We start from the raw sequence: 23,555 nt of genomic DNA on the forward strand, positions 1-23,555 counted from the left end.
ATGCGGCCATGGCCTAGGCTGGGGCCATGGACTCCCAGCCTGGTTCGATTCCCCAAGCCCTTGCCGGCGCATCAGCCGGAGCCTGGCTCAAGCCCCTGCTCGACGAACAATGGCACGACATGCACGCGGTGGTGCCGCGCGGCTTCCCAGCCTATGCCCGGATCTTCCACCCTCTGGAGCGCGACCGTCCGCAGGACACAGGGTCGTGGCATGGCCATGAACTGCCGGCCATGGGAGAGCTGGAACAGCAGCGGGTGGGCTGGGCCGCCGTCGCCCGGGCCTTTGGCACGCTCATGCACCCGCTGGCCCAGCTCCACCGCCTGATGGGACCGGTGACACCGATGCTCGGGCCCCTGGACGAGGCAGGCTGGCGCTATTCGAAACCGGACATTGGGAACCTTGCTACGGACGTCCTGGCTGCGGTTGCCACCCACCTCTGCAACCACACCGGCACGCCTGACGAAGGCGTAAGTGCCATTTGGGAGGGCTGGGGCGGGCTGGCCACCTCCGCCGGCTATGCCGAGCTGCGCCTGTCTGACGACGGCCAGTGGGACAACCCGTTGTCCCGGGAACCCGGCTCCGGGCTGCTGTCCGCGGCGGTGGCCGACGGCGAAAAACTGGAACTCCCGAACCGCAGCTACTACCTTTTTTCTGCCGGGCCACGGTTCTACACCGACCCCGAATGGGTGAACCGCGTGCCGTGGCACCATTCGCCGCTATGGCCGCAATCGCCCAGCATTTTGTGGCCCGCCGACCGGAGTTGGGTCATGGTGTCGGAAATCGATTTTGACTCCACCGTGGTGGCTGGCAGCAGGGAGCTCATTGCAGCCCTGGTGCAGGACCCTGCAGTCGAGGCGCTTGCGCTGGGGGAGGGCGCCGACCTTACCTGGGATGCCGACGTCCCCAACCGGCCCGCCGGATAACCGGCCCGCCGCTGGCAACGTGCCGCACGGGACGCCTCACCGCCGGTTGCACACGCAGGATCGCTGGCGCATAGGCACAGCAAAACCCGGGTTCGTTTGTGCCCCGCCGCGTCGAAAGTGCGGCGCGGCCCGTATACGGTAGATGTATGTCTAGTTCCGTTGGCGACACAGCCTCATCCAAGCCCATCCGCACCCGCAACATTCCGGCCGAAATTGCCCGCTCATGGCTGCTGGTGCCCGCCACGCGCCCGGAGATCTTTGACGAGTCAGCCAGCTCACGCGCCGACGCCGTCGTACTGGACATTGAAGACGCCGTGGACCCCAAGAAGAAGGACGGCGCCCGCCAGGACGTCATCGACTGGCTGCGCAACGGTGGAAAGGCCTGGGTCCGCATCAATGACGTCCACTCCGATTTCTGGGCCGACGACGTGGCGGGCCTGCGCAACATCCCCGGCCTCCTCGGCGTCATGCTCGCCAAGACCGAGAATGCCGAGCAGGTCAAGGAAACCTACCACCGCCTGGACGGCAAAACCCGCGTCCTGGCGCTCGTCGAGTCGGCGCTGGGCATTGAGGAAGCCAACAACATCGCCCGCGCGGAAGGCGCCTTCCGCCTCGCCTTCGGCTCCGGCGACTTCCGCCGCGACACCGGCATGGCCGCGGACCGTGAGGCCATGGCCTACCCGCGCGCCAAACTGGTCGTTGCCAGCCGCGTCGGCAACCTGCCCGGCCCCATCGACGGCCCCACGGTTGGCACGAACCACCCCATCCTGCGCGAGCAGTCCGCCATCACGGTGTCCATGGGCATGACGGGCAAGCTGTGCCTGGCCATTGACCAGACCAACATCATCAACGAGGTCATCAGCCCCACCCCCACGGACGTTGCCTGGGCCACGGACTTCATGGACGACTTCAAGGCCCGCGGCGGCGTCATCCGCGACGGCTCGGACCTGCCCCGACTGGGCCGCGCCGAAAAGATCATGAAGCTGGCCGTGGCCTACGGCGTCCAGCCCGCGCTCTGAACCGTGGCTGAGACCGGCCCGGCACTGGTCCGCGGCGTTTCGTGGACCCCTGCCGGGCCGTCGCTGTCCCTTACCGCGGACGACGGCGGCGCCCGGGTGCCGCTGCAAGCCGGCCAGTGGCTGCGGTTCAGCGTCCTGGCGGGGAGCGGCATTCCGGCCCGGTACTGCCTGGGGTACTCCAGCGTCCAGGGGCCGGAAGAGTCGCAGCATTTTCCGTGCCCCAGCGGTGCAGCTGCCGAGCGCGGCTACCAGTGCGGCGCGTGCTTTGCCCGCGACGATTTCCGCTTCATGCACGACTTTCACCGCAGCGGCATTGCCCCGCCCGGTCTGAAGGCCTACCTCGCGCAGCCGCACTGGCTGTATGTGGCCACCTTCGCCGATGGCACCACCAAGGTGGGCACGGCTTCCCAGCGCAGCAAGTGGTCCCGACTGGCGGATCAGGGCGCCGTCGTGGCCCGGTATGTTGCACAGGCCGGCGACGGCTCCGTGGTGCGGGTGCTTGAGGACGCCGTGTCTGCGAATCTTGGCCTGACGCAGTTTGTCCGGGGTGCCGGCAAGTTCGCCTCGCTCCTCCAGCCCCGCCCTGCCGCCGATGTGGAGGAGGTCAACCGGGCTGCCGCCGCCGTGGTCAGGGAATTCCTGGGCACGCAGGCCCTTGATGGCTTTGGGGTGGTTTCGGAGCAGTGGGAACGCAGTGCCATTGCGGCTGGTGTGGCTGAGCCCAGCCAGCGCATTGCCTACCCCCAGGAGCTCAAGGCGGGCACCCACGGCATCCGGCTGGACTCGCTGCTGGGTCCTTATGCCTTGGTTGGCGTGGACGGATCCGGGACAGCGTTCCTTGCCGACCTCACGGCCCTGAAGGGGCACAAGATCCTATTCGGCGACTACGCCATCGACGTCCCGGCCCTCCAGGAATCGCTTTTCTAGGCTCCATTCCGTGCTCGAGCAGCGAGCTCTGCGAGCGCGTCAGACCCGGCGTCGAGACCCGGCGTCTGGGTCCGGGAAGGGCGCCCAGCCCCCTCCTCTACACTGGGGGTGTGCTTAACGACTTTTGGGAAACTGCCCCGCCCGCCTACAAATACGCGGTCTTTGGCGGCATGGGCCTGACCGCCATTGGCATCATCATCATCGTAGTGGGCGCAGTGTCCTCCACGCCCGCGCTGACCTTCGTGGGGTTGCCGTTCGTCGGCGTCGGGCTCGTGGCCCACATGGTGTCCCTGGGCCTCCGCGCCCGCGCCGTCCGCAAGTCGCTCAGGGAAGCGGAACAGCGGAACAAGGCCTAAACCGCTGGGGGCGTGCCAAACCGCCGGCGATGGGTGAAATTTCGCACGCCGCCGACTGTTTGGCACGCCGTGGCCATTACTTGTCCGCCGGCAACGGGCGCAACGCCCGCAGGCACATGATGGCCGCGCCGAGCATCAGCACCACGCCCACCAGCGCCACCAGCCCCGAGCCGGAGTCGAAGGCATGCCGGGCGGAGGCCAACAGCGCCTGGCCCTGGGCCGCCGGCAGGCCGGCCGCAACGTCGATGGCGCCGCCCAGCGTTTGCCCCGCCGTGTGGCTGTCACTGGCAGACAGTCCGGCCGGCACGGCAACATTCATGCGGTAGGCGGCGGCGAGCACGCTGCCCAGGATGGCAGTGCCAAGCACCGAACCCACCTCGTAGGCAGTCTCCGAGATGGCTGACGCGGCACCTGCCTTGGCCGGCGGCGCAGCGCTGAGGATGAGGTCGTTGGAGATGGTTTCGGCAATCCCCACCCCGGCACCCAGCACGGCAAAGGCCGCAATGGTGCCCGCCACGGATCCGTCGGCATTGAGCCACACGATCAGGAACCCTGCGGCGTTGAGCAGCAGGCCGCCGGCCACCAGGTGTGAGGGCCGGAAGAACTTTGCCAGGGATGCGGCCAGCAGGCCCGTCACAATGGAAATGACCAGTCCGGGCACCAGCACAAAGGCGGCCGCCGTGGGGGAGAGCCCCACCACCAGCTGCAGGTGCTGGGTGATGAAGTACAGGAAGCCCACCAGGGAGAAAATGCTCAGCAGGTTGGCCATCACGCCGCCGGAAAACACCGGGTTGCGGAACAGCCGGACATCCAGCATGGGGTCCGGCCTGCCCAGCTGGCGGCGCACAAACACCACCCCGAGGGCCAGGCCCGCCACTATAAAGGCCGCGTTGACGAAAGTCAGGCCGGTCTGGGCAATTTCCTTGATGCCGTAAATGGCCGGCACCATGGCTCCCAGTGACAACGCAATGCCCAGCGGATCGATGCGGCCCGGGGCCGGATCCTTGGACGCCGGCACAAAGATCGGGGCCAGGACCAGCAGGGGGATGAGAACCGGGACGGACAGCAGGAACACCGCGCCCCACCAGAAGTGTTCCAGCAGGAACCCGCCTACAATGGGGCCCAGTGCCGCGCCGCCGGAGAAGCAGGCAGCCCAAATCGCGATGGCTGTGCGGCGCTGGTCGTGGTGCACAAACAGGTTGCGGATCAGCGAAAGCGTGGAGGGCATCAGCATGGCGCCGAAGATTCCAAGCAGGGCGCGGTAGCCAATCAATGCCATGGCCGACGGCGCGAAGGCCGCCAGTGCCGACACCAGCGCAAAGCCGGTGCTGCCAATCAACAGCAGGCGCCGTCGGCCAAAGCGGTCGGCCAGGCTGCCCATCGGCACCAGCAGCGCGGCAAGCACCAGCGGGTAGATGTCAATGATCCACAGCAGTTCGGTTGCGGAAGGAACCAGCGCCAGCGAGATGGAGGGGATGGCAAAACTCAGCACCGTATTGTCCACCGAAATCAGCAGCACCGGCAGCATCAGCACGGCCAGGGCAATCCAGGCGCGTGTGCCTGCGCGGGCGGGGCCGGCGGCGAGGGTGGTAGCGGGGGTGTTGAGTGACAGGGCCATGCCATCAACTCTATACCGTCCAGCCGGTATAGTAAACCGTCTGGACGGTGTACTGCATCACTTCTTGTAGTCTTGTCCAATGACTACACAACCTTCGGCGCGCGAGCGTGTCCTTGCCGCCTATGAGGACTTGCTGATCAACGACGGCCCCCGGGCAGCCACCCTGGATGCCGTTGCCGCCGCAGCCGGGGTGTCCAAGGGCGGGCTGCTGTACCACTTCAAGAGCAAGGAAGCCCTGACCGAAGGCCTGCTGGGAAAACTGGCCGAGCTTGCCGCCGTCGACTTTGAACTCATGGCCAATGATCCCGAAGGGTGCGCCAGTTATTACGTGCGGACCAGCGTTTTTGGCGGCACGGTTTTTGACCGCTGCGTGGTCGCCGCCATGCGCCTGGCCCAGGGCGAGGACAGCACCGTGCGGGCGGCATTTTTGGCCATGCACGCCACCTGGTACCGGCTCATCCTGGAAGACATCGGGGACCCTGCAGTGGCGCGCGCAGTCATGCTGCTTGGCGACGGCCTCTACTTCAACGCCGCCCTGTTCGGCCTGCCCACCGATGCCAAGAACGACGGCGGCACCCAGGACGCCGTCGACGTCCAGTCGCTGCTCGCCGTGGTCCGGCAGCTGCGCTCCAGTGTCCGGGCCTGAAGCCCAAGCCACGCCCATCGCCCGGTAACGCTCACCGGGCTCCCACCGCTCGCAAGCTCGCGGCGGGCCCCTCGCCCGGTAAGCTTGAGACCATGACCATCAACCCCGAATTGCAGGGACGCAGCTACCCTGCCGGCGACGTTTACAGCGTTGGACGCGAGTCGATCCGCGAGTTTGCCCTCGCCGTCAAGGCCACCCATCCGGCGCACTTCGACGTCGCTGCCGCACGGGAACTCGGCCACGCCGACCTCGTGGCACCCCCCACCTACGCCATCATCGTGGCGCAGCGCGCAGACGCCCAGCTGATCAACGATCCCGATTCCGGCATTGACTTCTCCCGCGTGGTCCACGCGGAGCAAAAGTTCTCCCACCACCGCCCCATCGTGGCCGGTGACGAGCTCGTGGCCGAACTCCACGTCGACACGGTCCGGGCCATGGGCGGCGGGGCCATGATCACCACACGGGCCGAAATTTCCACCGTGGCCGGGGATGCCGTCGCCACCACAGTTTCCGCCATCCTGGTGCGCGGGGAGGGCCAGTAATGAACTTTTCAGAACTCGCAGTGGGCCAGGTCATCGGCACACGCTCGCTTGAAATCACCCGTGCTGACCTGGTCAAGTATGCGGGCGCATCCGGGGACTTCAACCCCATCCACTGGAACGAGCGCTTCGCCCGCGAAGTGGAACTGCCCGGCGTCATTGCCCACGGCATGTTCACCATGGGCGCGGCAGTGCAGCTGGTGACGGACTGGGCCGGTGACCCCTCCGCCGTCGTCTCCTATGGCACCCGGTTCACCAAGCCCGTGCCGGTGGCGGACCTGGACGGGGCGCCGGGTGCCGTCGTCGAAGTGACCGGAACCATCGGCGCACTGGATGAGTCGGCCGGAACGGCCCGGATTGACCTGGCCGTGACGCTGGACGGGCAAAAGGTGCTGGTCAAGGCGCAAGCCACGGTCAGCATGGCGTGAGCGGGCTCGATTCCAAAACCGTCGGGGCGTGGCGCAACGGCGTGGTCGCGGCCTATGCCGGTTCCGGACTGGTCTTTTCCACCTGGGTCTCCCGCATCCCGGCCATTCGCGACGACCTGGGCCTGACGCCCGGCACCGTGGGGTTGATTCTGCTGTGCATGTCGCTGGGATCCTTTACCTCGGTGGCGGCCTCCGGACTGGTGGTGCTGCGGCTCGGCTCAAAGCTGACCACGCGCGTCTGCACCACCATCCAGGCCGTGGGCATGGTCATCATGGGGCTGGGCGCCAGCGTTTTCGTCAACCCGCTGGTTGTGGGCGCCGGCTTGGTGGTGGTGGGCCTGGGCACCGCCAGCTTCAACACGGCCTCCAACATTGAGGGCGCCGCCGTGGAGCGGGCGCTGGGCAGGCACATCATGCCGCGCCTGCACGGCTCCTTCAGCATTGGCACTGTGGTGGGTGCCGGGCTTGGAGCCCTCGCCGCCTCCGTGCACCTTCCGGTTGCCATCCACGTCTCGGTCATGGCCGCCATTGTCTGGACCGCCATCTGGTTCGCCACCCGCCACTACCAGGCGGACTCGCGTTCCGCGCAGGAGGCGCGCGGGCAAGGAGCCGTCCAGCTGGGCGAGCTTGATTCCGTGCCGGGCACCGGCCCCATCCCCCTTGTCAGGCCGGGAACGACGGCGCGTCCCCCGGCCAAGGGGGCGGGCCCGCCGGCCGATCCGGCTGCTGATGCAGCGGCTGCGCTGGCGGCGGAGTCCCGGAGGCTGGCCCAGGCCAAGCTCGACGGCAAGGCCAAGATTGCGGCCGCCTGGCGGGACCCCCGCACCCTGCTGATCGGCGTGCTGGTGCTGGGGCTCGCCCTGGCTGAAGGTGCCGCGGGGGACTGGGTGGCCTTGGCGCTGGCTGACGGCTATGGCTCGTCCAACGCCACCGGCGCGCTGGGCTACGGCATTTTTGTCTCCGCCATGACGGTGGGCCGCTTTGCCGGGACCACGATCCTGGACCGCTATGGCCGGGTGGCGGCACTGCGGACCAGTGCCGCGCTGGCCGTCGTCGGGCTTGCTGTCTTTGTCTTTGCCCCCAACCAGGAGATCGCCCTCGCTGCCCTGGTGCTGTGGGGCCTGGGTTCCGCCCTTGGCTTCCCCGTGGGCATGTCCGCCGCCTCCGACGACCCCGACCACGCCGCGGCCCGCGTGTCGGTGGTCTCCACGATCGGCTACGGTGCGTTCCTGGGCGGGCCCCCGCTGCTGGGGCTGCTGGCCGAACACATCGGGGTGCTCCACTCCCTGTTGGCCGTCCTGGTCATGCTGGTGGTTGCCTTCATGCTGAGCCCCGTGGTCCGCAAGCCCGCAGGGGCAGTGCCGGAAAGGGCTAGTGTTGAAGGGTGAGTGAGACTGTGCTGCTGAGTTCCCTGACCACCCTTGGCGTGGGAGGGCCCGCACGCAATTATGTGGAAGCGGCCACCGAGCCCGACATCATCGCAGCTGTCCGTGCCGCGGACAGCGCGGGGGAGCCGCTGCTGATTGTTGGGGGCGGCTCCAACCTGGTGATTTCGGACCAGGGTTTTGAGGGCACGGTGCTCAAGATCGCCAGCCAGGGGTATGCCGTCAACGCGGAGGATTCCTGCGGCGGTGCCTCCGTGGTGGTCCAGGCCGGCCACAACTGGGACGACTTCGTCCACCAGTCGGTGCTGCACGCCTGGAGCGGACTCGAGGCGCTGTCGGGCATTCCCGGGTCCACCGGCGCCACGCCCGTGCAGAATGTGGGTGCGTATGGTGCCGACGTGTCCCAGACCATTGCGGCCGTGCGAGTGTGGGACCGCGAAAACAACGCCGTGCACACCTTCACCAACCATGAACTGAAGTTCGGTTACCGGGACTCCATCATCAAGGCAACCACCGTCAATGGATCCCCCCGCTACGTGGTCCTGACGGTGGAATTCCAGCTGCTGCTGGGCCGGATGAGCGCCCCGGTCAAGTATGCCGAGCTGGCCCGCCGGCTGGACGTCGAGGCGGGCAGGCGCGCCAACTCGCTGGAGCTGCGCCGAACTGTCCTGGCCCTGCGCGCGTCCAAGGGCATGGTCCTGGACCCCGCAGACCGCGACACCTTCTCCACCGGTTCCTTCTTCACCAACCCCGTTGTCCCGGCAAACGTTGCGGACGCCCTGCCAGCCGATGCCCCGCGCTGGCCCGCCGGGGAGGATGGCGGCCTGGTCAAGCTCAGCGCCGCCTGGCTCATTGAACACGCCGGCTTTGCCAAGGGCTACGGCCTGGCGGGTGAGCTCGCAGCCGGCGGTCTCGCCGAGGGGAACAACCACGCCGGGGCGCCGCGCGCCTCCCTTTCCACCAAGCACACCCTGGCCGTCACCAATCGCGGGGGAGCCGCGGCAGAGGACATCCTGGCCGTGGCCCGCGAGGTGCGCAACGGCGTCGAACGCAAGTTCAACATCACCCTGCACCCCGAGCCGGTCCTGGTCGGCTGCTCCCTCTAAACTCCGACGCTCGGTTGCAATCGGGGCTGTTTTCACCGACCCTACCGCACATTCGGAGCATTTTTCACGAACGCTTCCTCACCGTCGGCCACCGTCGGCGACGGCCCCCTACCCCGGTAGGGGGTCAGAACGGCTCCCCGGGGTGATGTGCCGGCGGTGCCCTTTTACATAACGTAGAAGTTAGATTCAGACTTTTTCGTTTACGTGATGATTGGGCATCCGTGAGGCACTTTGAGGAGCACAATGTCATCCGCAACGCTTGACTCGACCGAACTGCTGGAAGAGGCGCCTGCCGCCAAACCAGTGAGGAAGCGCCCCGCACGGGACCGCCATGTCACCGACTTCATCCAACTCTGCGAGCAGGTCCGCGATGCCGGCCTCATGGAGCGCGACATCAAATGGTATGTGGGCCGCATGGTCCGCCAGGGACTGGGCTACCTTGCAGTGCTCGCACTGTTCCTCACGCTCGGCCAAAGCTGGTGGCAGCTGGTCACGGCCGTGCTGTTCGCGTTCCTGTGCACGCAAACCGCCTTCCTCTCCCACGACGCCGCCCACCGCCAGGTGTTTGCCTCCGCCAAGAAAAACGCGTGGCTGGCCCGCACTGCCGGCAACCTGTTTGTGGGCCTGTCCTATGGCTGGTGGATGAACAAGCACGGCAAGCACCACCTGAACCCGAACAAGATTGGTGTGGACGGCGACATCGATCCTGGCGCCCTCGTGTTTGACCCAGAGAACGCCGCCAAGCGAACCGGCTTTGCCAAGTGGTTCGCCCGCCGCCAAGGGGCGTTTTTCTTCCCCCTGCTGACACTGGCAGCGCTGGACCTGCACATCTCCGCCGTCGGCCGGGTCCTGGACCGCAAGCAGATTGTTCCCGAGCGCAAGGCAGAGATCGCCATGCTGGCCGTCCGCCTGGTCATCCTCCCGGCCTTCACCGTCCTCTACCTCGGATGGGCGATCGGCCTGGCCTTCATCGCCGTGCAGGTCATGGCGCTGGGCGTCTACATGGGCGGATCCTTCGCCCCGAACCACAAGGGAATGCCGCTGGTTCCCAAGGACGTCAAGATCGACTTCATGCGCCGCCAGACCCTCATGAGCCGCAACATCTCCGGCGGCTGGTGGGTGGATGCAGGCATGGGCGGGCTGAACTACCAGATTGAGCACCACCTCTTCCCCACCATGTCCTCCAAAAACCTCAAGGCCGTCCAGCCCATGGTCCGCAAATATTGCGCCGAGCGGAACATCACGTACACCGAAACCACGCTCGGTCAGTCGTACATGATCGTGATGCGCTACCTCAACCGCGTGGGCCTGGGCCAGCGAGACCCCTTCGAATGCCCCATCACCGCCCAGCTGCGCTCCGCCCGCTGACGCCGATCTGGCACTAGATTGGGTGCATGACCCCCAGCGTCACACCCGCCACCCTGGCCAGGCTCCGACTCGCCGCCCAGTGGATTCTGCCCACGCCCGCCCGCCCCAGCACGGGGCCGGCGGGCGTGGTGCGTTGGCTGACGGCCCTGCAGGGACAGGACTTCCCCGGCGCCCTGTGGTCCATCGGCCTGCGCTCGGGAACCGGCCGCGCCGCCGTCGAGGAAGCTTTCGACCGCGGGGAAATCGTCCGCTCATGCCCACTGCGCGGCACCCTGCATGTCACCGCCGCCGAGGACGTCGGCTGGATACTCTCGCTTACTGCCGGGCGCATGAGCCAGGGCCAGGCAACGCGCCACCGCCAGCTGGGAATTACGACGCCGGACGTGGACCGGGTGCGCGGCCTCGCCCTTGCGCTGCTGGAACAGTTGGGCGGCCGGGCCACGCGCAACGAGCTCTTTGCCGCCTTTGAACGGGCCGGCCAGGGAACCAAGGCCCAGCGCGGCTACCACCTCTTGTTCCTGCTCTGCCTCGAGGGCACCCTGGTCCAGGGCCCCGTCAGCCGCGGAACTGGCAACGGCCAGTTCTACGTCAGCTCCGAGGCGTGGATCGCGAATCCGCGGGTCCTCGACCGAACGGAAGCGCTGACCGAACTGGCCCTGCGCTACTTCCGCAGCCACGGCCCGGCCACCGTCAAGGACTTCCAATGGTGGTCAAAGCTGACCCTCGCGGACATCAAGGCGGGCCTGGACCAGGCGAAGGATCGGCTGGACACGGTGGAATGCGGCGGCGAAACGTACTGGCTTGCCCCCGAAACCGCCGGGCTGCTGGGCGGAACCGCACCCGGCGCGCGCTCGGTCGTTTTGCTGCCGGGCTTCGATGAATACCTGCTCGGCTACACGGACAGGAGCGCGGCCCTGGCACCCCACCACGCGCCGCTGACCGTGCCAGGCGGCAACGGCATGTTCAAGGCAACGGTGGTGGCGGGCGGCCAGGTGGCCGGGACCTGGCGCAAAGCGCAAGGCGCAGCCGAAAAGCAAAGGGAGGTGGCCGGCGTCGTCCTTCCAGACTTTTTCACGGAGCTGGGCCCCAACCAGCTCAAGGCACTGGAAAAGGCTGCGGCCGGGTACAAGCGCTTCCTGGGCTAAAGCTTCCCGACGGCGATGGCCAGCATGCGGCGCAGAGGCTCGGCCGCGCCCCAGAGGAGCTGGTCGCCCACGGTGAACGCGCTGACATATTCCGGACCCATTTCCATCTTGCGGATGCGGCCCACGGGAACGTCCAATGTGCCGGAGGCGGCCACCGGGGTGAGGTCCGCCATGGACGCTTCCTTGGTGTTGGGGACCACCTTGGCCCACTCGTTGTCGTTGGCCAGCAGCGACTCGATTTCGGACACCGACAGGTCTTCGCGCAGCTTCAAGGTCAGCGCCTGGGAGTGGGAACGCATGGCGCCGATCCGCACGCAGAGCCCGTCCATGATGACCTGGTTGTCGGCGGAGGTACCCAGGATCTTGTTCGTTTCCACCCCGGCCTTCCATTCCTCGCGGGACTGGCCGTTGCCCAGGTCGGAATCGATCCAGGGAATCAGCGAGCCGGCCAGCGGCACACCAAATTGCGAGGAGTCAATGCCCTCGCGCTGGTGCGCCAGGACCTTGCGGTCGATGTCCAGAATCGCGGACGCCGGATCAAGAAGTTCCGAGGAAACCTCGGAGTTAAGAGTGCCGAACTGGTTCAGCAGCTCGCGCATGTGGCGGGCGCCGCCGCCGGAGGCCGCCTGGTAGGTCATGGCCGTGCCCCATTCGACCAGGCCGTTCTTGAACAGCCCGCCCAGGCCCATGAGCATGCAGGAAACCGTGCAGTTGCCGCCGATGAAGTCACGGGTGCCGTTCGCCAGGCCCGAGTCGATCACAGAGCGGTTGATGGGATCCAGGACGATGATCGAGTCGTGGTTCATGCGCAGAGTGGAGGCGGCGTCGAGCCACAGGCCGTCCCAGCCGCGGCCGCGCAGCTCGGTATGGACCCGTTTTGTGTAGTCGCCGCCCTGGGCCGTGACGATGATGGGCAGCTTGGCCAAAGTGTCAATGTCAAAGGCGTCTTCGAGGGTGCCGGTGTCGCCGCCTGAAATCGCGGGGGCCGTGCCGCCGGCGTTGGAGGTGGAGAAGAAGACGGGGTTGATGCTTGCGAAGTCGCCCTCGTCCTGCATGCGCTGCATCAGGACGGAACCGACCATGCCGCGCCAGCCAACCAGGCCGACGGAAGGAACACTGTTATTGGTCATGGTGCCAGTTTAGTGGGCGCCGCACTGTGCCCGAAGTTCGTTTCACCCCATGAACAGGCTCGACGGCGTTTCCCGCCTTTCGTGCGCGGCTGAGGCTGGCCGTCAATATTTGATGTTCTTGGCCAGGTCGGGGTATTCCCTTTCCCACTTCTCGCGCAGGCGGGCGGTGCGAAAGCCAATCCAGCTCATCAACAAACACACGGCAGCGAAGCCGAACATCAGCAACACGCCGGAGAAGTCGCCGCCACTCGCCCAGAGCCAGATGCTCGCGATAATCGTTCCAATTGCAAACACGATGGGGATGGAACTCTGGATCCGGATGTTGCGGGGCTTGAGCGGGGTCTCGGCCCCGTTGACATACACGCCGCGGGCGTAGGAGTACGGGCCGTAGTTGCTCAGCATCCGCTTGCGGTCCCGGACGAGGTTGTTGTGGTGCGGTTCGTATGGTTCGTCGGGCTGCTGTGGTGCTAGGTGCGTCATGGGCGCCCGCCCTGACTACTCCGGCGCCACAAATTCCGTCTCGCCCTTGGCCCACAGGGTGAAGCGGTATTCGGTGCCGTTCCTTGACGTGTGCCACCCCTTCACGGGGGATGCGCCGCGGAACGACCATTCCGGCCCCAGGGCAGGCGCCTGGGTGTCACCTGGCACGTCTGTGTTAATAACGGTAATGGCGGCCACGTTGCACGAATCCATGGCCTGGGCGAAGACCTGCCCGCCGCCGAGCACCCACACTTCATTGCCGCCGGGGGACAGCTGCGCCTCCACGAGTGCCTGGTCCAGTGAATCAAGAACGACGGCGCCTGCCGCCCCGGGTGTCGACCCCCACCCCTCCTGGCGGGTCACCACGATGTTGGTGCGCCCCGGCAGGGGCCGGAACTTTGCCGGGAAGGAGTCCCACGTCTTGCGGCCCATGACCACGGGGTGCCCCATGGTGACCCGCTTGAACTGCGCCATGTCCTCGGGCAGCTGCCAGGGCATGCCGCCGTCGGCCCCTATCACTCCCTGGTTGGTCTGGGCCCAGATCATGCCGACAATGGGCTGGGTGAACCGGTACAGCTCGGGGGAATCGGGGGTGCTCATACGGCGATCGGTGCCTTAATCGTGGGATGGTGCCGGTAGTCCACCAGCTCAAAGTCGTCAAACTTGTAGTCAAAAATTGATTCCGGAGTGCGGTTGAAGCGCAGCTGCGGATAAGGGTACGGCTCGCGGGAAAGCTGCTCGCGCACCTGCTCCAGGTGGTCGTCGTAAATATGCACGTCGCCGCCGGTCCAGACAAACTCGCCAGGCTCCATGTCCAGCTGCTGGGCCATCATCATGGTGAGCAGGGCGTAGGAGGCAATGTTGAACGGAACGCCCAGGAACATGTCCGCCGAACGCTGGTACAGCTGGCAGCTCAGCTTCCCGCGGCCGTCCTCCGTGGGGGCAACGTAGAACTGGAAGAAGGCGTGGCACGGCGGCAGCGCCATGTTCTTCAGCTCGCCCACATTCCAGGCGGAAACGATGTGGCGGCGCGAATCCGGATTCTCCCGGAGGGAGTCCATCACGGCGGAAATCTGGTCTATGTGCTCCCCGTCCGGCGTGGGCCACGAGCGCCACTGGACGCCGTAGACGGGACCCAGCTCGCCGGCGTCGTCCGCCCATTCATTCCAAATCTTGACGCCGTTTTCCTGCAGCCAGCGCACATTGGAATCGCCGCGGAGGAACCAGAGCAGTTCCAGGGCCACCGACTTGAAGTGCACCCGCTTGGTGGTGATGAGCGGGAAGGAATCGGCCAGGTCAAAGCGCAGCTGGCAGCCAAAGACACTGCGCGTGCCGGTGCCGGTGCGGTCCGATTTCGCCGTGCCGTTTGCAAGCACGTCCCTCAACAGGTCCTCATACGGGGTCACAATAGTCACGCGCAACAGTCTACTTGCCCAGCTGCCGCAGCCGGCCCTGCAGCAGCGCCAAGAGAGTTCCGTCATCCAGCCCGGCCCGCCGGCCTTCCGCCACCAGATGTTCGACGGCGGCCAGCACCTCGGGCGGCCGGGTTGCCCCGGCAGGTGGCTGGCCCCGGCGGGTGGCCGCCACCACCGTGCCCTGGCGCCGGTGGGTGGTGACGACGCCGGCCGCCTCAAGTTCCCTGTAGGCTCGGGCCACGGTCCCGGCGGCCACGCCGAGATCGCCTGCCAGGCTGCGGACAGTGGGGAGCCGAGTTCCGGGAGGCAGTTCGCCCACGGCGACGAGGGCGGAGATCTGGCTGAGGACCTGTTCGAAGGGGGGAGTGGCCGTTTCCAGGTCGATGGTGATGCGGGCTTCCATGGCGGGCTAACCGTCCAGGTCGGCGGAGGTTTCAGCCGACTCCGGCAGGAAGTCCGCCGGAGAAACAGCCCGGACGGGAAAGACCAGCATCAGTGCCGCCAAGGCAATACAGACGGCACCCAGCGCCGCCAGGTTTGGCTGCGGTGCCAGGGGGTTGGAGTCGGCCTCATTTGGCAGCACCATCACCACGGCGCCGAGAACAGTGAACCAGCCGGAGGCGACTGTCCGGCCAATCCTGAACAATGCGCGCCGCCGCAGGGCACCATCAAGTGCGGGCCAGGCCTTTCCGAGCGCTGGGCGCCGCAACACCTGCCAGGCAGCCAGGGCGCCCGCGGCCGCGACAGCCAAGGCGCACAGAAGCGGAATATCGAAGAATGTCGCGGGCCCGCCTGTTCCGTTCCATCCCGCACTGGTGCCAAGGCCCTCGGTCCTGGCACGCCACACTTGGTTCAGTGCGATGGCCAGTCCCGCCGCGGCGATGATGAGTGCAGCGTAGAGCGGCCAGGGGATGGACTTGCTCAGGTGTTTGTGCGGCAATCCCGGCGTCGCATAGTTGCGCCGTAGCAGCACTTCCAGCCCCGCGTATGTCAGGAGGATGAAGACGGTTGCCACGACAGCCGGCCCCATCCAGCCCAGCCAGGTCATGAGGAGTGCGCCTGCGAAACCGCCCACCACGGCCGCCGGTACTACTGCGGCGATGGTGGAATCCGCGAGGCGCGCCGCATCGAGCCCGGTGTTGGCCAAAGCGCCACGGCCGGGGCCGTGGCCGGCATGGGGCCCGGAGGCGGCCGGGGACGCCACGTCCTCGATGAAAGGAGGTTTCCAGAAAAGCATCGATGCCAGCACCGCAAGATTGGTCAGGGCCAGCCAATTCACCGAGGACGTGGCGGTGGAACCCGGGGCAAGCTGCACCAGGTAGTTTCCGGCAATGGCGGCGAATCCCGATGCCATGGTGGCGGAAATCCGCAGCAGCCGGTTCATGCCAACAGTTCGCAGCGTCTTGTTTTGGACACTGTCCAGGGCTTCGAGGGACCTCCGGGAGGCAATGAGCGCCATTACGGCAAAGGTCCCCGCCGCCAGGATGGCCAGCGACGCACCCAACGCGGTGGCGAGCATCCAGCCGGGCACCCGCCCGTCCAGCGGGCCATACCACGTTCCCTCCGTGGGTGAGCCCGCCAGCCTGACAGGGTGCCCCGGCGCGAAGGCCAGGTACGCCACGGTGCCCGCCGAGAGGAGGAAAACGCCAAGGACAGTCCATCCAAGGGCCGGTTCAATAAAATCCCGCACCCTGCGGTATTCCAGGACGGCCACGCGCTTCGGGGATTTCGGGGCGGGCCAGGAAAGCTGGCCAAGCAGGTGCACCACCAAAACTGCCACCACGGGGCCGATGAGGGCCGCAAGTGGGATCGTGTCCCACGGGTTGGGGACGGCCGCATCAAGGGGAATGGAGGGACCTGCCGATTGCGGCGCGGGCATGATGCCGGCCCTGTTGGCTGCTGCCTCGCTGCTGAGCGCCCAGGTGATGATGCCGGTCCACAGCGTATGGTTGCGGATGTGGTCCAGTGCCCGTTCAGGCCGCGGGCCCCACTTGACCAGCCGCAAGTACAGGTAGGCGATGATGATTGCACCAACGGCGCCCAGTATTAGCGCCTCCGCCCAGTTGATGCCTAACACGGTTTCCCCCTCCGCCAGCCATCTTTGTACCAAGCGTACGGTACAAAGTTGCGGGAGGGGAAGGCTCAGTCCTCGTACGGCTTGTGCTGCTCCACCGCCACGATCCATCCGGGGTTGTTGACCGACACATGGGCCACCAGGATCTCGCCCGGGGCCAGGTGCGGGTCCTTGATGGGAAGCGCGGCGGCCAGGGACGGGTCCATGTGCCCCGCCAAGGTGCGCAGCACGGAAGGCAGCACGGGGCGGTGGGTGCACACGGCCACCGGGCTGGACTTGGCCAGCAGCCGTTCCACCACGGCGGCCGACTTGGCAGGGTTGCGCTTGTGGTCAGCTTCAGTGAGCGCGGGGATGACCTTCACCTTGGCCTTGGTGGCCTGGGCGTACGGGGAAATGGTGGCGATGCAGCGCATCCAGCCGCTGGTGAGGATCTTGCCGGGGTGCCAGGCCATCAGCAGCCGCTGCAGGTACAGCGCCTGCCGTTTCCCGGTGGCAGCGAGGGGGCGGTCACCCTCGGCGCGGGTCCACGCCGAACGCGGCTTTGCCTTGGCGTGGCGGACCACCAGCAGCGGCCACGTGGCCAGTGTTCCTGCCTCAAAGGCGGCGAGCAGGGCATCAAGCGGCTGGACGTCGGAGGGGTTGGACAGCAGCCCGCGCGCCTTGTTGGGGCTGCACCAGACGGCGGTGTCCACTTCCTTCCCGTCGGGCATGGGCGGGAGGTCGTCGACGGCGGCGGCCCAGTAGTGGACTTCCTTCAGGCCGGGCTTGACGGCGTAGCGGATGGCGGGCAGCGGAATGCCCAGGGTGATGGGCAGCCCCACTTCCTCATACACCTCACGCACGGCGCACTCGGCCAGGGTTTCGCCGGCGTCCAGCTTTCCCTTGGGCCAGGACCAGTCGTCGTAGCGCTGGCGGTGTATCAGCAGCAGTTCAAGCTTCTTCTTTTTCACCCGCCAGCACAGCGCCCCGGCGGCGTACACGGACACTCCCGTGCCGCCGTCGTCGGCTGCTTCTTCCAAATGCTCCGTGGTCCGCATTACCGGCGAAGGGTTGAACGCTGTCGGGAATGGCTGGCTATCAGCCAGGACTGGATGTCGGTGAGGGGGCTGCCGTCGGGGTCCAGGTGGTGTCGCTGCCATTCGCCTTCATTGTTCAGGTGCCAGCTAGAGGTGCCGGCATCGAGGTAGCGGTCAAGGAGTTCGTTGACTTCGTCAATGTCGTCCTTGTTGGAAATCCTGACCAGGGCCTCCACCCGGCGGTCAAGGTTGCGGTGCATCATGTCCGCCGAGCCGATGTACACCACGGGGTCCCCGCCATTGGCAAAGGTGAACACGCGGGAGTGCTCCAGGAAGCGCCCCAGGTGGGAGCGCACCGTAATATTTTCGCTCAACTCGGGGACGCCGGGGCGCAGCGAGCAGATGCCGCGCACTATGACGCCCACCTCCACGCCGGCCTGGGACGCCCGGTACAGCGAATCGATGATGGCTTCGTCCACCATGGAATTGACCTTGAAGCGCACCTGGGCCGGCCGTCCGGCGGCCTTGTTGGCGATTTCGGCGTCAATGCGTTCAATCAGCCCGGACCGGACGGAGCGCGGCGCCACCAGCAGCCGTTCAAATTCGGACTTGGGCGCGTAGCCGGACAGCTGGTTGAACAGCTTGGAGAGGTCCTCGCCCACCTGGTTGTCTGCCGTGAGCAGGCCCAGGTCCTCGTAGTAGCGGGCGGTGCGGGGATGGTAGTTGCCGGTGCCGATGTGGCAGTAGCGGCGCAGACCGTCCTGCTCCTGGCGGACCACCAGGGACAGCTTGCAGTGCGTCTTCAGCCCCACAATGCCGTACACCACGTGCACGCCGGCCTGTTCCAGCTTCCGCGCCCAGGAGATGTTGGCCTGTTCGTCGAAGCGGGCCTTGATCTCCACCAGGGCCAGCACCTGCTTGCCGGCCTCAGCCGCGTCCACCAGGGCATCAACAATGGGGGAGTCACCGGAGGTGCGGTACAGCGTCTGCTTGATGGCGCGCACCTTGGGGTCCGAGGCGGCCTGCTCCAGGAACGCCTGCACCGAGGTGGCAAAGGAATCGTAGGGGTGGTGGAGGAGGATGTCGCGGCGGCGCATCGCGGCGAAGACGTTGGCGGCCTTGGACGTCTCGGATTCGTTGAGGTGGCGCGAGGTGTGGCCCAGGTGTTTGGGATAGCGCAGGTCGCTGCGGTCAATGTTGCCAATGATGGAGAGCCCGCGCAGGTCCAGCGGGGCCGGCAGCGAGTAGACCTCGGTGTCCTCAATGTCCAGCTCTCGCACCAGCAAGGCCAGTATGTTCGGATTGATGTCGGTGGCCACTTCAAGGCGCACGGGCGGGCCGAACTTGCGGCGCAGCAGTTCCTTTTCAAGGGCCTGCAGCAGGTTTTCGGCGTCGTCCTCCTCAACTTCCAGGTCCTCGTTGCGCGTGACGCGGAAGGTGTGGTGCTCCAGCACTTCCATGCCCGGGAACAGCTGGTCCAGGTGCTGGGCGATGACTTCCTCCAGCGGAATGAAGCGGGCCACGCGCCCGGGCACAGTGCCGGCGCGGGGGCCGTCCACGGAGACCAGCCGGGGCAGCAGGTCCGGGACCTTCAGGCGGGCAAAGAGCTCCTTCTCGCTGACCGGGTTGCGGACCACCACGGCCAGGTTGAGCGACAGGCCCGAGATATACGGGAAGGGGTGGGCAGGGTCCACAGCCAGCGGCGTCAGGATCGGGAACATCTTTTCCGCGAACATCTCACCCAGCTGGACCTTGGCTGCGTCGTCTAGCTCTTCCCAATGCACCAGGTGGATGTGCTCATAGGCCAGGGCGGGCCGGATTTGGCTGGCAAACACGTGAGCGTGCCGTGCCTGCAACTCGTGGGCTGCGCCGCTGATCTGCTCCAGCACCTCTATGGGGCTCAGGCCGGCCGGGGACGGCACGGCCAGCCCGGCGGCGATGCGGCGCTTCAGCCCGGCCACGCGCACCATGAAGAATTCATCCAGGTTGGAGGCAAAAATGGAGAGAAAGTTCACGCGTTCCAACAGGTGGAGCTCCGGGTCCTCGGCAAGCTCCAGCACGCGGGCGTTGAAGGCAAGCCAGCTCAGCTCGCGGTCCAAAAACCGGTCCGGGCTAATGTCCCCGGACGGGGTCAGGTTGGGCTCAAATTCCGGAATGTCGATGCGGTCCTGCGTGGCCCGCGCCGCCTGGACCTCGCCGGAGCCAAAGCGCTCCCGGCCAAATGACGCTGCGGTCTGCACCGGCCGCGTGTATTCGCGTTTCATGGATGAATCCTCAAAAAAGTTGGTGCTGCTTCACAATCGGTGGTGCCCTGCTTCAACACTACAAGGCGGCGGTGCCGGAACGGGAAATGCCGTGCGGCGGACGGTCACTCATGATGTGGCCGACACCGGCCCGTACATCACATCGGAGTCCCACTTGGTGAATCCGAGTTTTCGGTACAGGGCCACGGCCGGCTCGTTGTCCGCGTCCACGTACAGCATGATGGCGCTCAGGCCGCGGTTTTGCAGGTATTCAATTCCCTGGGCGGTCAACGTCCGCCCCAGTCCCATGCCTTGGGCCGCGGGCGTGACGCCCACCACGTACACCTCACCCATGGCAGCTTGGCCGGTGCGGGCCGGGTGGACCTTGGTCCAGTGGAAGCCCAGGATGTCGCCGGCGTCGTTGACGGCCAGGAAGAACCCTGCCGGGTCAAACCAGGGTTCCTCCATGCGGGCCTGCAGGTCCGCGGGGGTCATGGCGCCCTGTTCGGGGTGGTGGGCAAAGGCAGCGGCGTTGGCCGCCAGCCACGGGCCCTCGTCCTGGTGCGGCACAAAGGTGCGCAGGCGGACGCCGTCGGGCGTGGGAAAGCTGCTTGGTGCAGCAGGGGTGTCCGCCGGCGCGTGGCGGACCAGGCGCATGCGCCACAGTTCGCGGATGGCGCGGTAGCCGTAGCTTGCGGCTAGGTCCGCGGCGGCCTCATGGTCACCGTGCGACCAGGCCTTGATGCCCAGCAGCCCGCGCACCGCCACGAGTTTGTCCACCAGCATGGTGCCGACGCCTTCGTTGCGGTAGTGGGGGTGCACCGCGATCTCCAGCACGCCTTCACTGCCATTAAGCACGACGACGGCCACTCCGGCCAGGTCCTCGCCCTCGGTGGGGGATTTCTCTTCCGGTGCGTGGGTGAGCAGCGTCAGGACGGTGTGCGGGCCGCCTGCCTTCGCCTTGAGCTCCACGAGCGACTGCTCGGAGAACGGCGGGTTGCCGTCCTCGTCTTCGGCCGCCCCCACCAGGTCAAGGATGTCGCGCAGGGCTTCGGGCTGGGGGGTGCCCTCAATCACCGTGACGGGCCAGGTGCTGCTGTTTGCTGGGCTCATGTCCACAGCCTAGTGGGCGCGGGCGGCCCAACGCGAGACACACGGGCGGATTTTCGGGGCCGGCGGCCGGCCGGTTTGCGTGCAGCGGTGCCGCTCGCCTAGAGTTTGAGGGCAGCATCAGGGGGGATGCACCAGTGGGGTGTCCTCGATACGTTCGACCCGTATGTCCTCCACCAAAGAATGGCCCGCCTTCCTCCGGGAAGCGGGCCATTTTGCATGGACCCGGTCCGGGTCAGGCATCCGCCAGTTCGTCGTCGTCGGACGTTTTGCTGATGGTCAGGCGGTAGCCCACATTCCTGACAGTGCTGATCAGGCTCTCGTGGTCGGAACCGAGCTTGGCCCGCAGCCGCCGCACGTGGACGTCCACGGTGCGCGTTCCCCCGTAATAGTCGTAGCCCCACACCTCGTTCAGCAATTGCGCCCGGGTGAAAACCCGTCCCGGATGCTGGGCCAGGTACTTCAGGAGTTCAAACTCCTTGTAGGTGAGGTTGAGTGCGTTGCCGTGGACACGGACGGTGTAGCTGTCCTCGTCGATGATGACCCCTGCCGCCTGGATCTCGTGGCTGACGGCGTCCTCCGCACCGGCCACGCGGGTCAGTGCCAGCCGGATGCGGGCTTCAACTTCGGCCGGGCCCGCGGATTCCAGCACCACGTCGTCGGCCGCCCAGGACGCGGACACGGCAGCCATGCCGCCCTCAGTCAGCACAAGCAGCAGCGGGACGCTGATGCCGGTGGCCCGCAACAGCTGCGTCAGCGAGCGGGAACCGGCCAGGTCCTTGCGGGCATCGACCATGATCAAGTCTGAGGGCTTGGCATCCAGCAGTGCGGTGGGGACGGCGGGGAGAATGTGCACGGAGTGGCTGAGCAGTTCCAGCGCAGGCAAAACATCCACGGAACTTCCGTGGTTGTTGGTCAGCATGAGTATCTGCGACATGACTTCCTCCAAAGTGCGGGGTGCGCATCTTTGAGCGACGAACCACTGAATGTCCTGCTGCCGGGATCCGGCTCGGGTGCGGCTCGGCTGCACCTGGCCCAACGCACCGGCTGCGGGGGTTTTCCACAGTGTACCGCCACAATAGGGCAGGATTGGTGTGTGAAGTCATCAACTGCGGGACTTGTTGGAATTGCCGCGCTCGCTGCCATTGTCGCCGGCCATGCGCTGGGGCTCGCCTACACCGTGGTCCTCGGTGTGGTGCTGGCGGCGGTCTTTGGGCTCGGCTGGCCGCATTACCTGGGCATTCCGGCCAAAAAAACCTTGGGCACCGTCATCGCCTTGACGGGTGCCGGTTCAGCCGCCACGGCAGGCCTGACCCGGGATTCAAACTACCTCACATGGACGCCCATCTTCATTGCAGTTGGTTTTGGCGCCGTCATGGTGGTGCAGCTGATCCGCGGCACCGGCCAGGCACACCGGCTTGAATCCACGCTGGGGGCGGGCGCCGGCGTCGCCATTGCCGGGCTGGCCGGCGGTTGGGTGGCGTCCTACCGGTTCCTGGGCGAACCCGGCATGACGCTGATCACCGCCATTAGTGCCGCCGTCGCCCTGGGCATCGGCATGCTGGCCATTCCGGACCGGGTCTCCGCCCCGCTGGCCATCGTCCTGGCCGCGCTGGCCGGACCCCTGGCGGCGCTGTTGTTTTCGGACGTACGCATCATTCCTGCGGCAGTCCTGGGGGCGCTGCTGGCTGCCGTAATCGCCGGCTTCCACCGCCTGCGGACGCTTTCCGGGCCGGTCCGCAACGTCATCGGGGGTGTGTCGGCTGCGCTGGCCCCCATCCTCTCGCTCGGGGCGCTGGTTTATTTCGTCGATAAACTGCTTCTGACGTAGCTCCGCAAAAGATCACGATAGGATGGCACCATGAGCGTACTTGCCTTGGAAATTTTCTTCATCTGCCTGCTGGTACTGGCCGGCATCACCATGGCCTGGTTCGCCGGTCTGGTGGTGTGGCGCCTGTTCAAGGGCCAGCAGTAGCCTCCATGGCCATTGAGATCCCCACGGGCCTGACCCCCGAACTGGTCCCCCTTTCCTGGCTGCTGGGCACCTGGACCGGGCACGGCCGGCTGGGCGAGGGAGACGCGGATTCGGGCTATTTCACCCAAACCGCGACCTTTGCCGCGAACGGGCTCCCGTACCTCCAGTACACCGCTGAAACCTGGCTCACCGACGAGGATGGCACGGTGCTGCGCCCCCTCGCCGTCGAGACGGGCTTCTGGCAGCTGGACCGCACCCTCAACGACGCCGACGGCGGCCCCGGACTGGTCCCGGCCGACATTGTGCCGGCCTTGCGCACCGCCGACGACGTCGAAGCCCTCCGCAATGCCGACGGCGGCTTCGACATCATGGCCACCATCGTCCACCCTGGCGGCATCTCCGAACTGTATTACGGCAGCATCAAGGGTCCGCAGATCCAGCTGTCCACCGACGCCGTCATGCGCGGCGCCGGCTCCAAGGACTACAAGGCGGCCACCCGCATCTTTGGCCTGGTCAACGGCGACCTCTACTGGCGCTGGGACGCGGCCGCACAGGGCAAGTCCCTCGAGGCCCACGCCTCAGCAGCACTCCACAAGGTCGCGTAGGCGGCTCTGTGCCGCTGCCGGGCCCGGCCGCCGGCGTGATGATAGTC

Annotated in this window: 24 protein-coding genes; 13 read left to right on the forward strand and 11 right to left on the reverse strand. The window is 66.6% G+C overall.

Features of this window, described 5'->3' with window-relative positions; genetic code table 11:
* The first annotated feature begins 26 nt into the window (after positions 1-26).
* The 4 genes from LPN03_RS02450 (at position 27) to LPN03_RS02465 (ending at position 3,225) form a co-directional block, all read left to right on the forward strand.
* Positions 27-923, forward strand: coding sequence for a hypothetical protein (locus LPN03_RS02450; protein WP_262452979.1), 897 nt, complete (start codon positions 27-29; stop codon positions 921-923).
* Between the two features lie 146 nt (positions 924-1,069).
* Positions 1,070-1,942 (forward strand): HpcH/HpaI aldolase/citrate lyase family protein, encoded by an 873-nt coding sequence (locus tag LPN03_RS02455; protein ID WP_165182506.1) that lies wholly within the window; start codon positions 1,070-1,072, stop codon positions 1,940-1,942.
* Positions 1,943-1,945: 3 nt separating this feature from the next.
* Positions 1,946-2,869 carry a DUF2797 domain-containing protein gene (locus LPN03_RS02460; RefSeq protein WP_262452980.1) on the forward strand — a complete coding sequence of 308 codons (924 nt, stop codon included), beginning with the start codon at positions 1,946-1,948 and terminating at the stop codon, positions 2,867-2,869.
* 110 nt (positions 2,870-2,979) lie between these two features.
* The gene (locus tag LPN03_RS02465) at positions 2,980-3,225 is read left to right on the forward strand and encodes a DUF3188 domain-containing protein (RefSeq protein ID WP_165182504.1); all 246 of its coding nucleotides are present in this window, start codon (positions 2,980-2,982) and stop codon (positions 3,223-3,225) included.
* Positions 3,226-3,301: 76 nt separating this feature from the next.
* Here LPN03_RS02465 and LPN03_RS02470 read toward each other — a convergent pair whose 3' ends face one another.
* Complete coding sequence (locus tag LPN03_RS02470; protein ID WP_262452982.1) at positions 3,302-4,843, reverse strand: MFS transporter; 1,542 nt, start codon at positions 4,841-4,843, stop codon at positions 3,302-3,304.
* 79 nt (positions 4,844-4,922) lie between these two features.
* Between LPN03_RS02470 and LPN03_RS02475 the strand changes: the two genes are divergently transcribed.
* The 7 genes from LPN03_RS02475 (at position 4,923) to LPN03_RS02505 (ending at position 11,460) form a co-directional block, all read left to right on the forward strand.
* The gene (locus LPN03_RS02475) at positions 4,923-5,489 is read left to right on the forward strand and encodes a TetR/AcrR family transcriptional regulator (RefSeq protein ID WP_165182502.1); all 567 of its coding nucleotides are present in this window, start codon (positions 4,923-4,925) and stop codon (positions 5,487-5,489) included.
* 92 nt (positions 5,490-5,581) lie between these two features.
* Positions 5,582-6,031, forward strand: a complete 450-nt coding sequence (locus tag LPN03_RS02480) for a MaoC family dehydratase N-terminal domain-containing protein (RefSeq protein ID WP_262452983.1) — start codon at positions 5,582-5,584, stop codon at positions 6,029-6,031.
* Entirely contained in the window at positions 6,031-6,456 is a 426-nt protein-coding gene (locus LPN03_RS02485) for a MaoC family dehydratase (protein WP_262452985.1), read from the forward strand. The genes LPN03_RS02480 and LPN03_RS02485 overlap by 1 nt, the downstream gene beginning before the upstream one ends.
* On the forward strand, positions 6,453-7,844 hold the full coding sequence (locus LPN03_RS02490) for an MFS transporter (protein ID WP_262452987.1): 1,392 nt from the start codon (positions 6,453-6,455) through the stop codon (positions 7,842-7,844). Before LPN03_RS02485 ends, LPN03_RS02490 begins: the two co-directional genes overlap by 4 nt.
* Positions 7,841-8,947 (forward strand): UDP-N-acetylmuramate dehydrogenase, encoded by a 1,107-nt coding sequence (locus tag LPN03_RS02495; RefSeq protein ID WP_262452989.1) that lies wholly within the window; start codon positions 7,841-7,843, stop codon positions 8,945-8,947. Before LPN03_RS02490 ends, LPN03_RS02495 begins: the two co-directional genes overlap by 4 nt.
* Positions 8,948-9,190: 243 nt before the next feature.
* Positions 9,191-10,315 carry a fatty acid desaturase family protein gene (locus LPN03_RS02500; protein WP_165182497.1) on the forward strand — a complete coding sequence of 375 codons (1,125 nt, stop codon included), beginning with the start codon at positions 9,191-9,193 and terminating at the stop codon, positions 10,313-10,315.
* Positions 10,316-10,341: 26 nt separating this feature from the next.
* A complete protein-coding gene (locus LPN03_RS02505; protein ID WP_165182496.1) occupies positions 10,342-11,460 on the forward strand; it encodes a winged helix DNA-binding domain-containing protein in 1,119 nt (372 codons plus the stop codon).
* Here the strand turns inward: LPN03_RS02505 and asd are convergent.
* The 10 genes from asd to LPN03_RS02555 all read right to left on the reverse strand — a co-directional run bounded on the left by asd (position 11,457) and on the right by LPN03_RS02555 (position 21,865).
* Positions 11,457-12,590, reverse strand: coding sequence for an aspartate-semialdehyde dehydrogenase (gene asd / locus LPN03_RS02510; protein ID WP_165182495.1), 1,134 nt, complete (start codon positions 12,588-12,590; stop codon positions 11,457-11,459). The genes LPN03_RS02505 and asd overlap by 4 nt on opposite strands.
* 102 nt (positions 12,591-12,692) lie before the next feature.
* The gene (locus LPN03_RS02515; protein ID WP_165182494.1) at positions 12,693-13,070 is read right to left on the reverse strand and encodes a tripartite tricarboxylate transporter permease; all 378 of its coding nucleotides are present in this window, start codon (positions 13,068-13,070) and stop codon (positions 12,693-12,695) included.
* Between the two features lie 15 nt (positions 13,071-13,085).
* Positions 13,086-13,670: a dihydrofolate reductase gene (locus LPN03_RS02520; protein WP_165182493.1), complete on the reverse strand. Its 585-nt coding sequence runs from the start codon at positions 13,668-13,670 to the stop codon at positions 13,086-13,088.
* A complete protein-coding gene (locus LPN03_RS02525; protein ID WP_165182492.1) occupies positions 13,667-14,485 on the reverse strand; it encodes a thymidylate synthase in 819 nt (272 codons plus the stop codon). The genes LPN03_RS02520 and LPN03_RS02525 overlap by 4 nt, the downstream gene beginning before the upstream one ends.
* A 10-nt stretch (positions 14,486-14,495) precedes the next feature.
* On the reverse strand, positions 14,496-14,888 hold the full coding sequence (locus tag LPN03_RS02530; RefSeq protein WP_165182491.1) for a GntR family transcriptional regulator: 393 nt from the start codon (positions 14,886-14,888) through the stop codon (positions 14,496-14,498).
* Between the two features lie 6 nt (positions 14,889-14,894).
* The gene (locus LPN03_RS02535; protein ID WP_262452993.1) at positions 14,895-16,562 is read right to left on the reverse strand and encodes a hypothetical protein; all 1,668 of its coding nucleotides are present in this window, start codon (positions 16,560-16,562) and stop codon (positions 14,895-14,897) included.
* 65 nt (positions 16,563-16,627) lie between these two features.
* On the reverse strand, positions 16,628-17,596 hold the full coding sequence (locus LPN03_RS02540; protein WP_165182489.1) for an NUDIX hydrolase: 969 nt from the start codon (positions 17,594-17,596) through the stop codon (positions 16,628-16,630).
* Complete coding sequence (locus LPN03_RS02545) at positions 17,596-19,839, reverse strand: RNA degradosome polyphosphate kinase (protein WP_262452996.1); 2,244 nt, start codon at positions 19,837-19,839, stop codon at positions 17,596-17,598. Before LPN03_RS02545 ends, LPN03_RS02540 begins: the two co-directional genes overlap by 1 nt.
* 108 nt (positions 19,840-19,947) lie before the next feature.
* Positions 19,948-20,931, reverse strand: coding sequence for a mycothiol synthase (mshD, locus tag LPN03_RS02550; protein ID WP_165182487.1), 984 nt, complete (start codon positions 20,929-20,931; stop codon positions 19,948-19,950).
* Between the two features lie 232 nt (positions 20,932-21,163).
* Positions 21,164-21,865: a winged-helix domain-containing protein gene (locus tag LPN03_RS02555; protein WP_165182486.1), complete on the reverse strand. Its 702-nt coding sequence runs from the start codon at positions 21,863-21,865 to the stop codon at positions 21,164-21,166.
* Positions 21,866-22,024: 159 nt separating this feature from the next.
* Here LPN03_RS02555 and LPN03_RS02560 point away from each other — a divergent pair, with 159 nt between their 5' ends.
* Positions 22,025-22,759 (forward strand): permease, encoded by a 735-nt coding sequence (locus tag LPN03_RS02560; protein ID WP_240902106.1) that lies wholly within the window; start codon positions 22,025-22,027, stop codon positions 22,757-22,759.
* A gap of 149 nt (positions 22,760-22,908) precedes the next feature.
* The gene (locus tag LPN03_RS02565; protein ID WP_262453002.1) at positions 22,909-23,508 is read left to right on the forward strand and encodes an FABP family protein; all 600 of its coding nucleotides are present in this window, start codon (positions 22,909-22,911) and stop codon (positions 23,506-23,508) included.
* The last annotated feature ends 47 nt before the right edge of the window (positions 23,509-23,555 follow it).

Origin of the sequence: Arthrobacter sp. A2-55, assembly GCF_025548615.1 — a bacterium.
Taxonomy (GTDB): Bacteria; Actinomycetota; Actinomycetes; order Actinomycetales; family Micrococcaceae; genus Specibacter; species Specibacter silviterrae.

Coding starts and splice junctions, on each gene's coding strand:
- LPN03_RS02450 (WP_262452979.1), top strand. CDS start 27: ATGGACTCCCAGCCTGGTTCGATTCCCCAAGCCCTTGCCGGCGCATCA.
- LPN03_RS02455 (WP_165182506.1), top strand. CDS start 1,070: ATGTCTAGTTCCGTTGGCGACACAGCCTCATCCAAGCCCATCCGCACC.
- LPN03_RS02470 (WP_262452982.1), bottom strand. CDS start 4,843: ATGGCCCTGTCACTCAACACCCCCGCTACCACCCTCGCCGCCGGCCCC.
- LPN03_RS02475 (WP_165182502.1), top strand. CDS start 4,923: ATGACTACACAACCTTCGGCGCGCGAGCGTGTCCTTGCCGCCTATGAG.
- LPN03_RS02480 (WP_262452983.1), top strand. CDS start 5,582: ATGACCATCAACCCCGAATTGCAGGGACGCAGCTACCCTGCCGGCGAC.
- LPN03_RS02485 (WP_262452985.1), top strand. CDS start 6,031: ATGAACTTTTCAGAACTCGCAGTGGGCCAGGTCATCGGCACACGCTCG.
- LPN03_RS02500 (WP_165182497.1), top strand. CDS start 9,191: ATGTCATCCGCAACGCTTGACTCGACCGAACTGCTGGAAGAGGCGCCT.
- LPN03_RS02505 (WP_165182496.1), top strand. CDS start 10,342: ATGACCCCCAGCGTCACACCCGCCACCCTGGCCAGGCTCCGACTCGCC.
- asd (WP_165182495.1), bottom strand. CDS start 12,590: ATGACCAATAACAGTGTTCCTTCCGTCGGCCTGGTTGGCTGGCGCGGC.
- LPN03_RS02515 (WP_165182494.1), bottom strand. CDS start 13,070: ATGACGCACCTAGCACCACAGCAGCCCGACGAACCATACGAACCGCAC.
- LPN03_RS02520 (WP_165182493.1), bottom strand. CDS start 13,670: ATGAGCACCCCCGATTCCCCCGAGCTGTACCGGTTCACCCAGCCCATT.
- LPN03_RS02530 (WP_165182491.1), bottom strand. CDS start 14,888: ATGGAAGCCCGCATCACCATCGACCTGGAAACGGCCACTCCCCCCTTC.
- LPN03_RS02540 (WP_165182489.1), bottom strand. CDS start 17,596: ATGCGGACCACGGAGCATTTGGAAGAAGCAGCCGACGACGGCGGCACG.
- LPN03_RS02545 (WP_262452996.1), bottom strand. CDS start 19,839: ATGAAACGCGAATACACGCGGCCGGTGCAGACCGCAGCGTCATTTGGC.
- mshD (WP_165182487.1), bottom strand. CDS start 20,931: ATGAGCCCAGCAAACAGCAGCACCTGGCCCGTCACGGTGATTGAGGGC.
- LPN03_RS02555 (WP_165182486.1), bottom strand. CDS start 21,865: ATGTCGCAGATACTCATGCTGACCAACAACCACGGAAGTTCCGTGGAT.
- LPN03_RS02565 (WP_262453002.1), top strand. CDS start 22,909: ATGGCCATTGAGATCCCCACGGGCCTGACCCCCGAACTGGTCCCCCTT.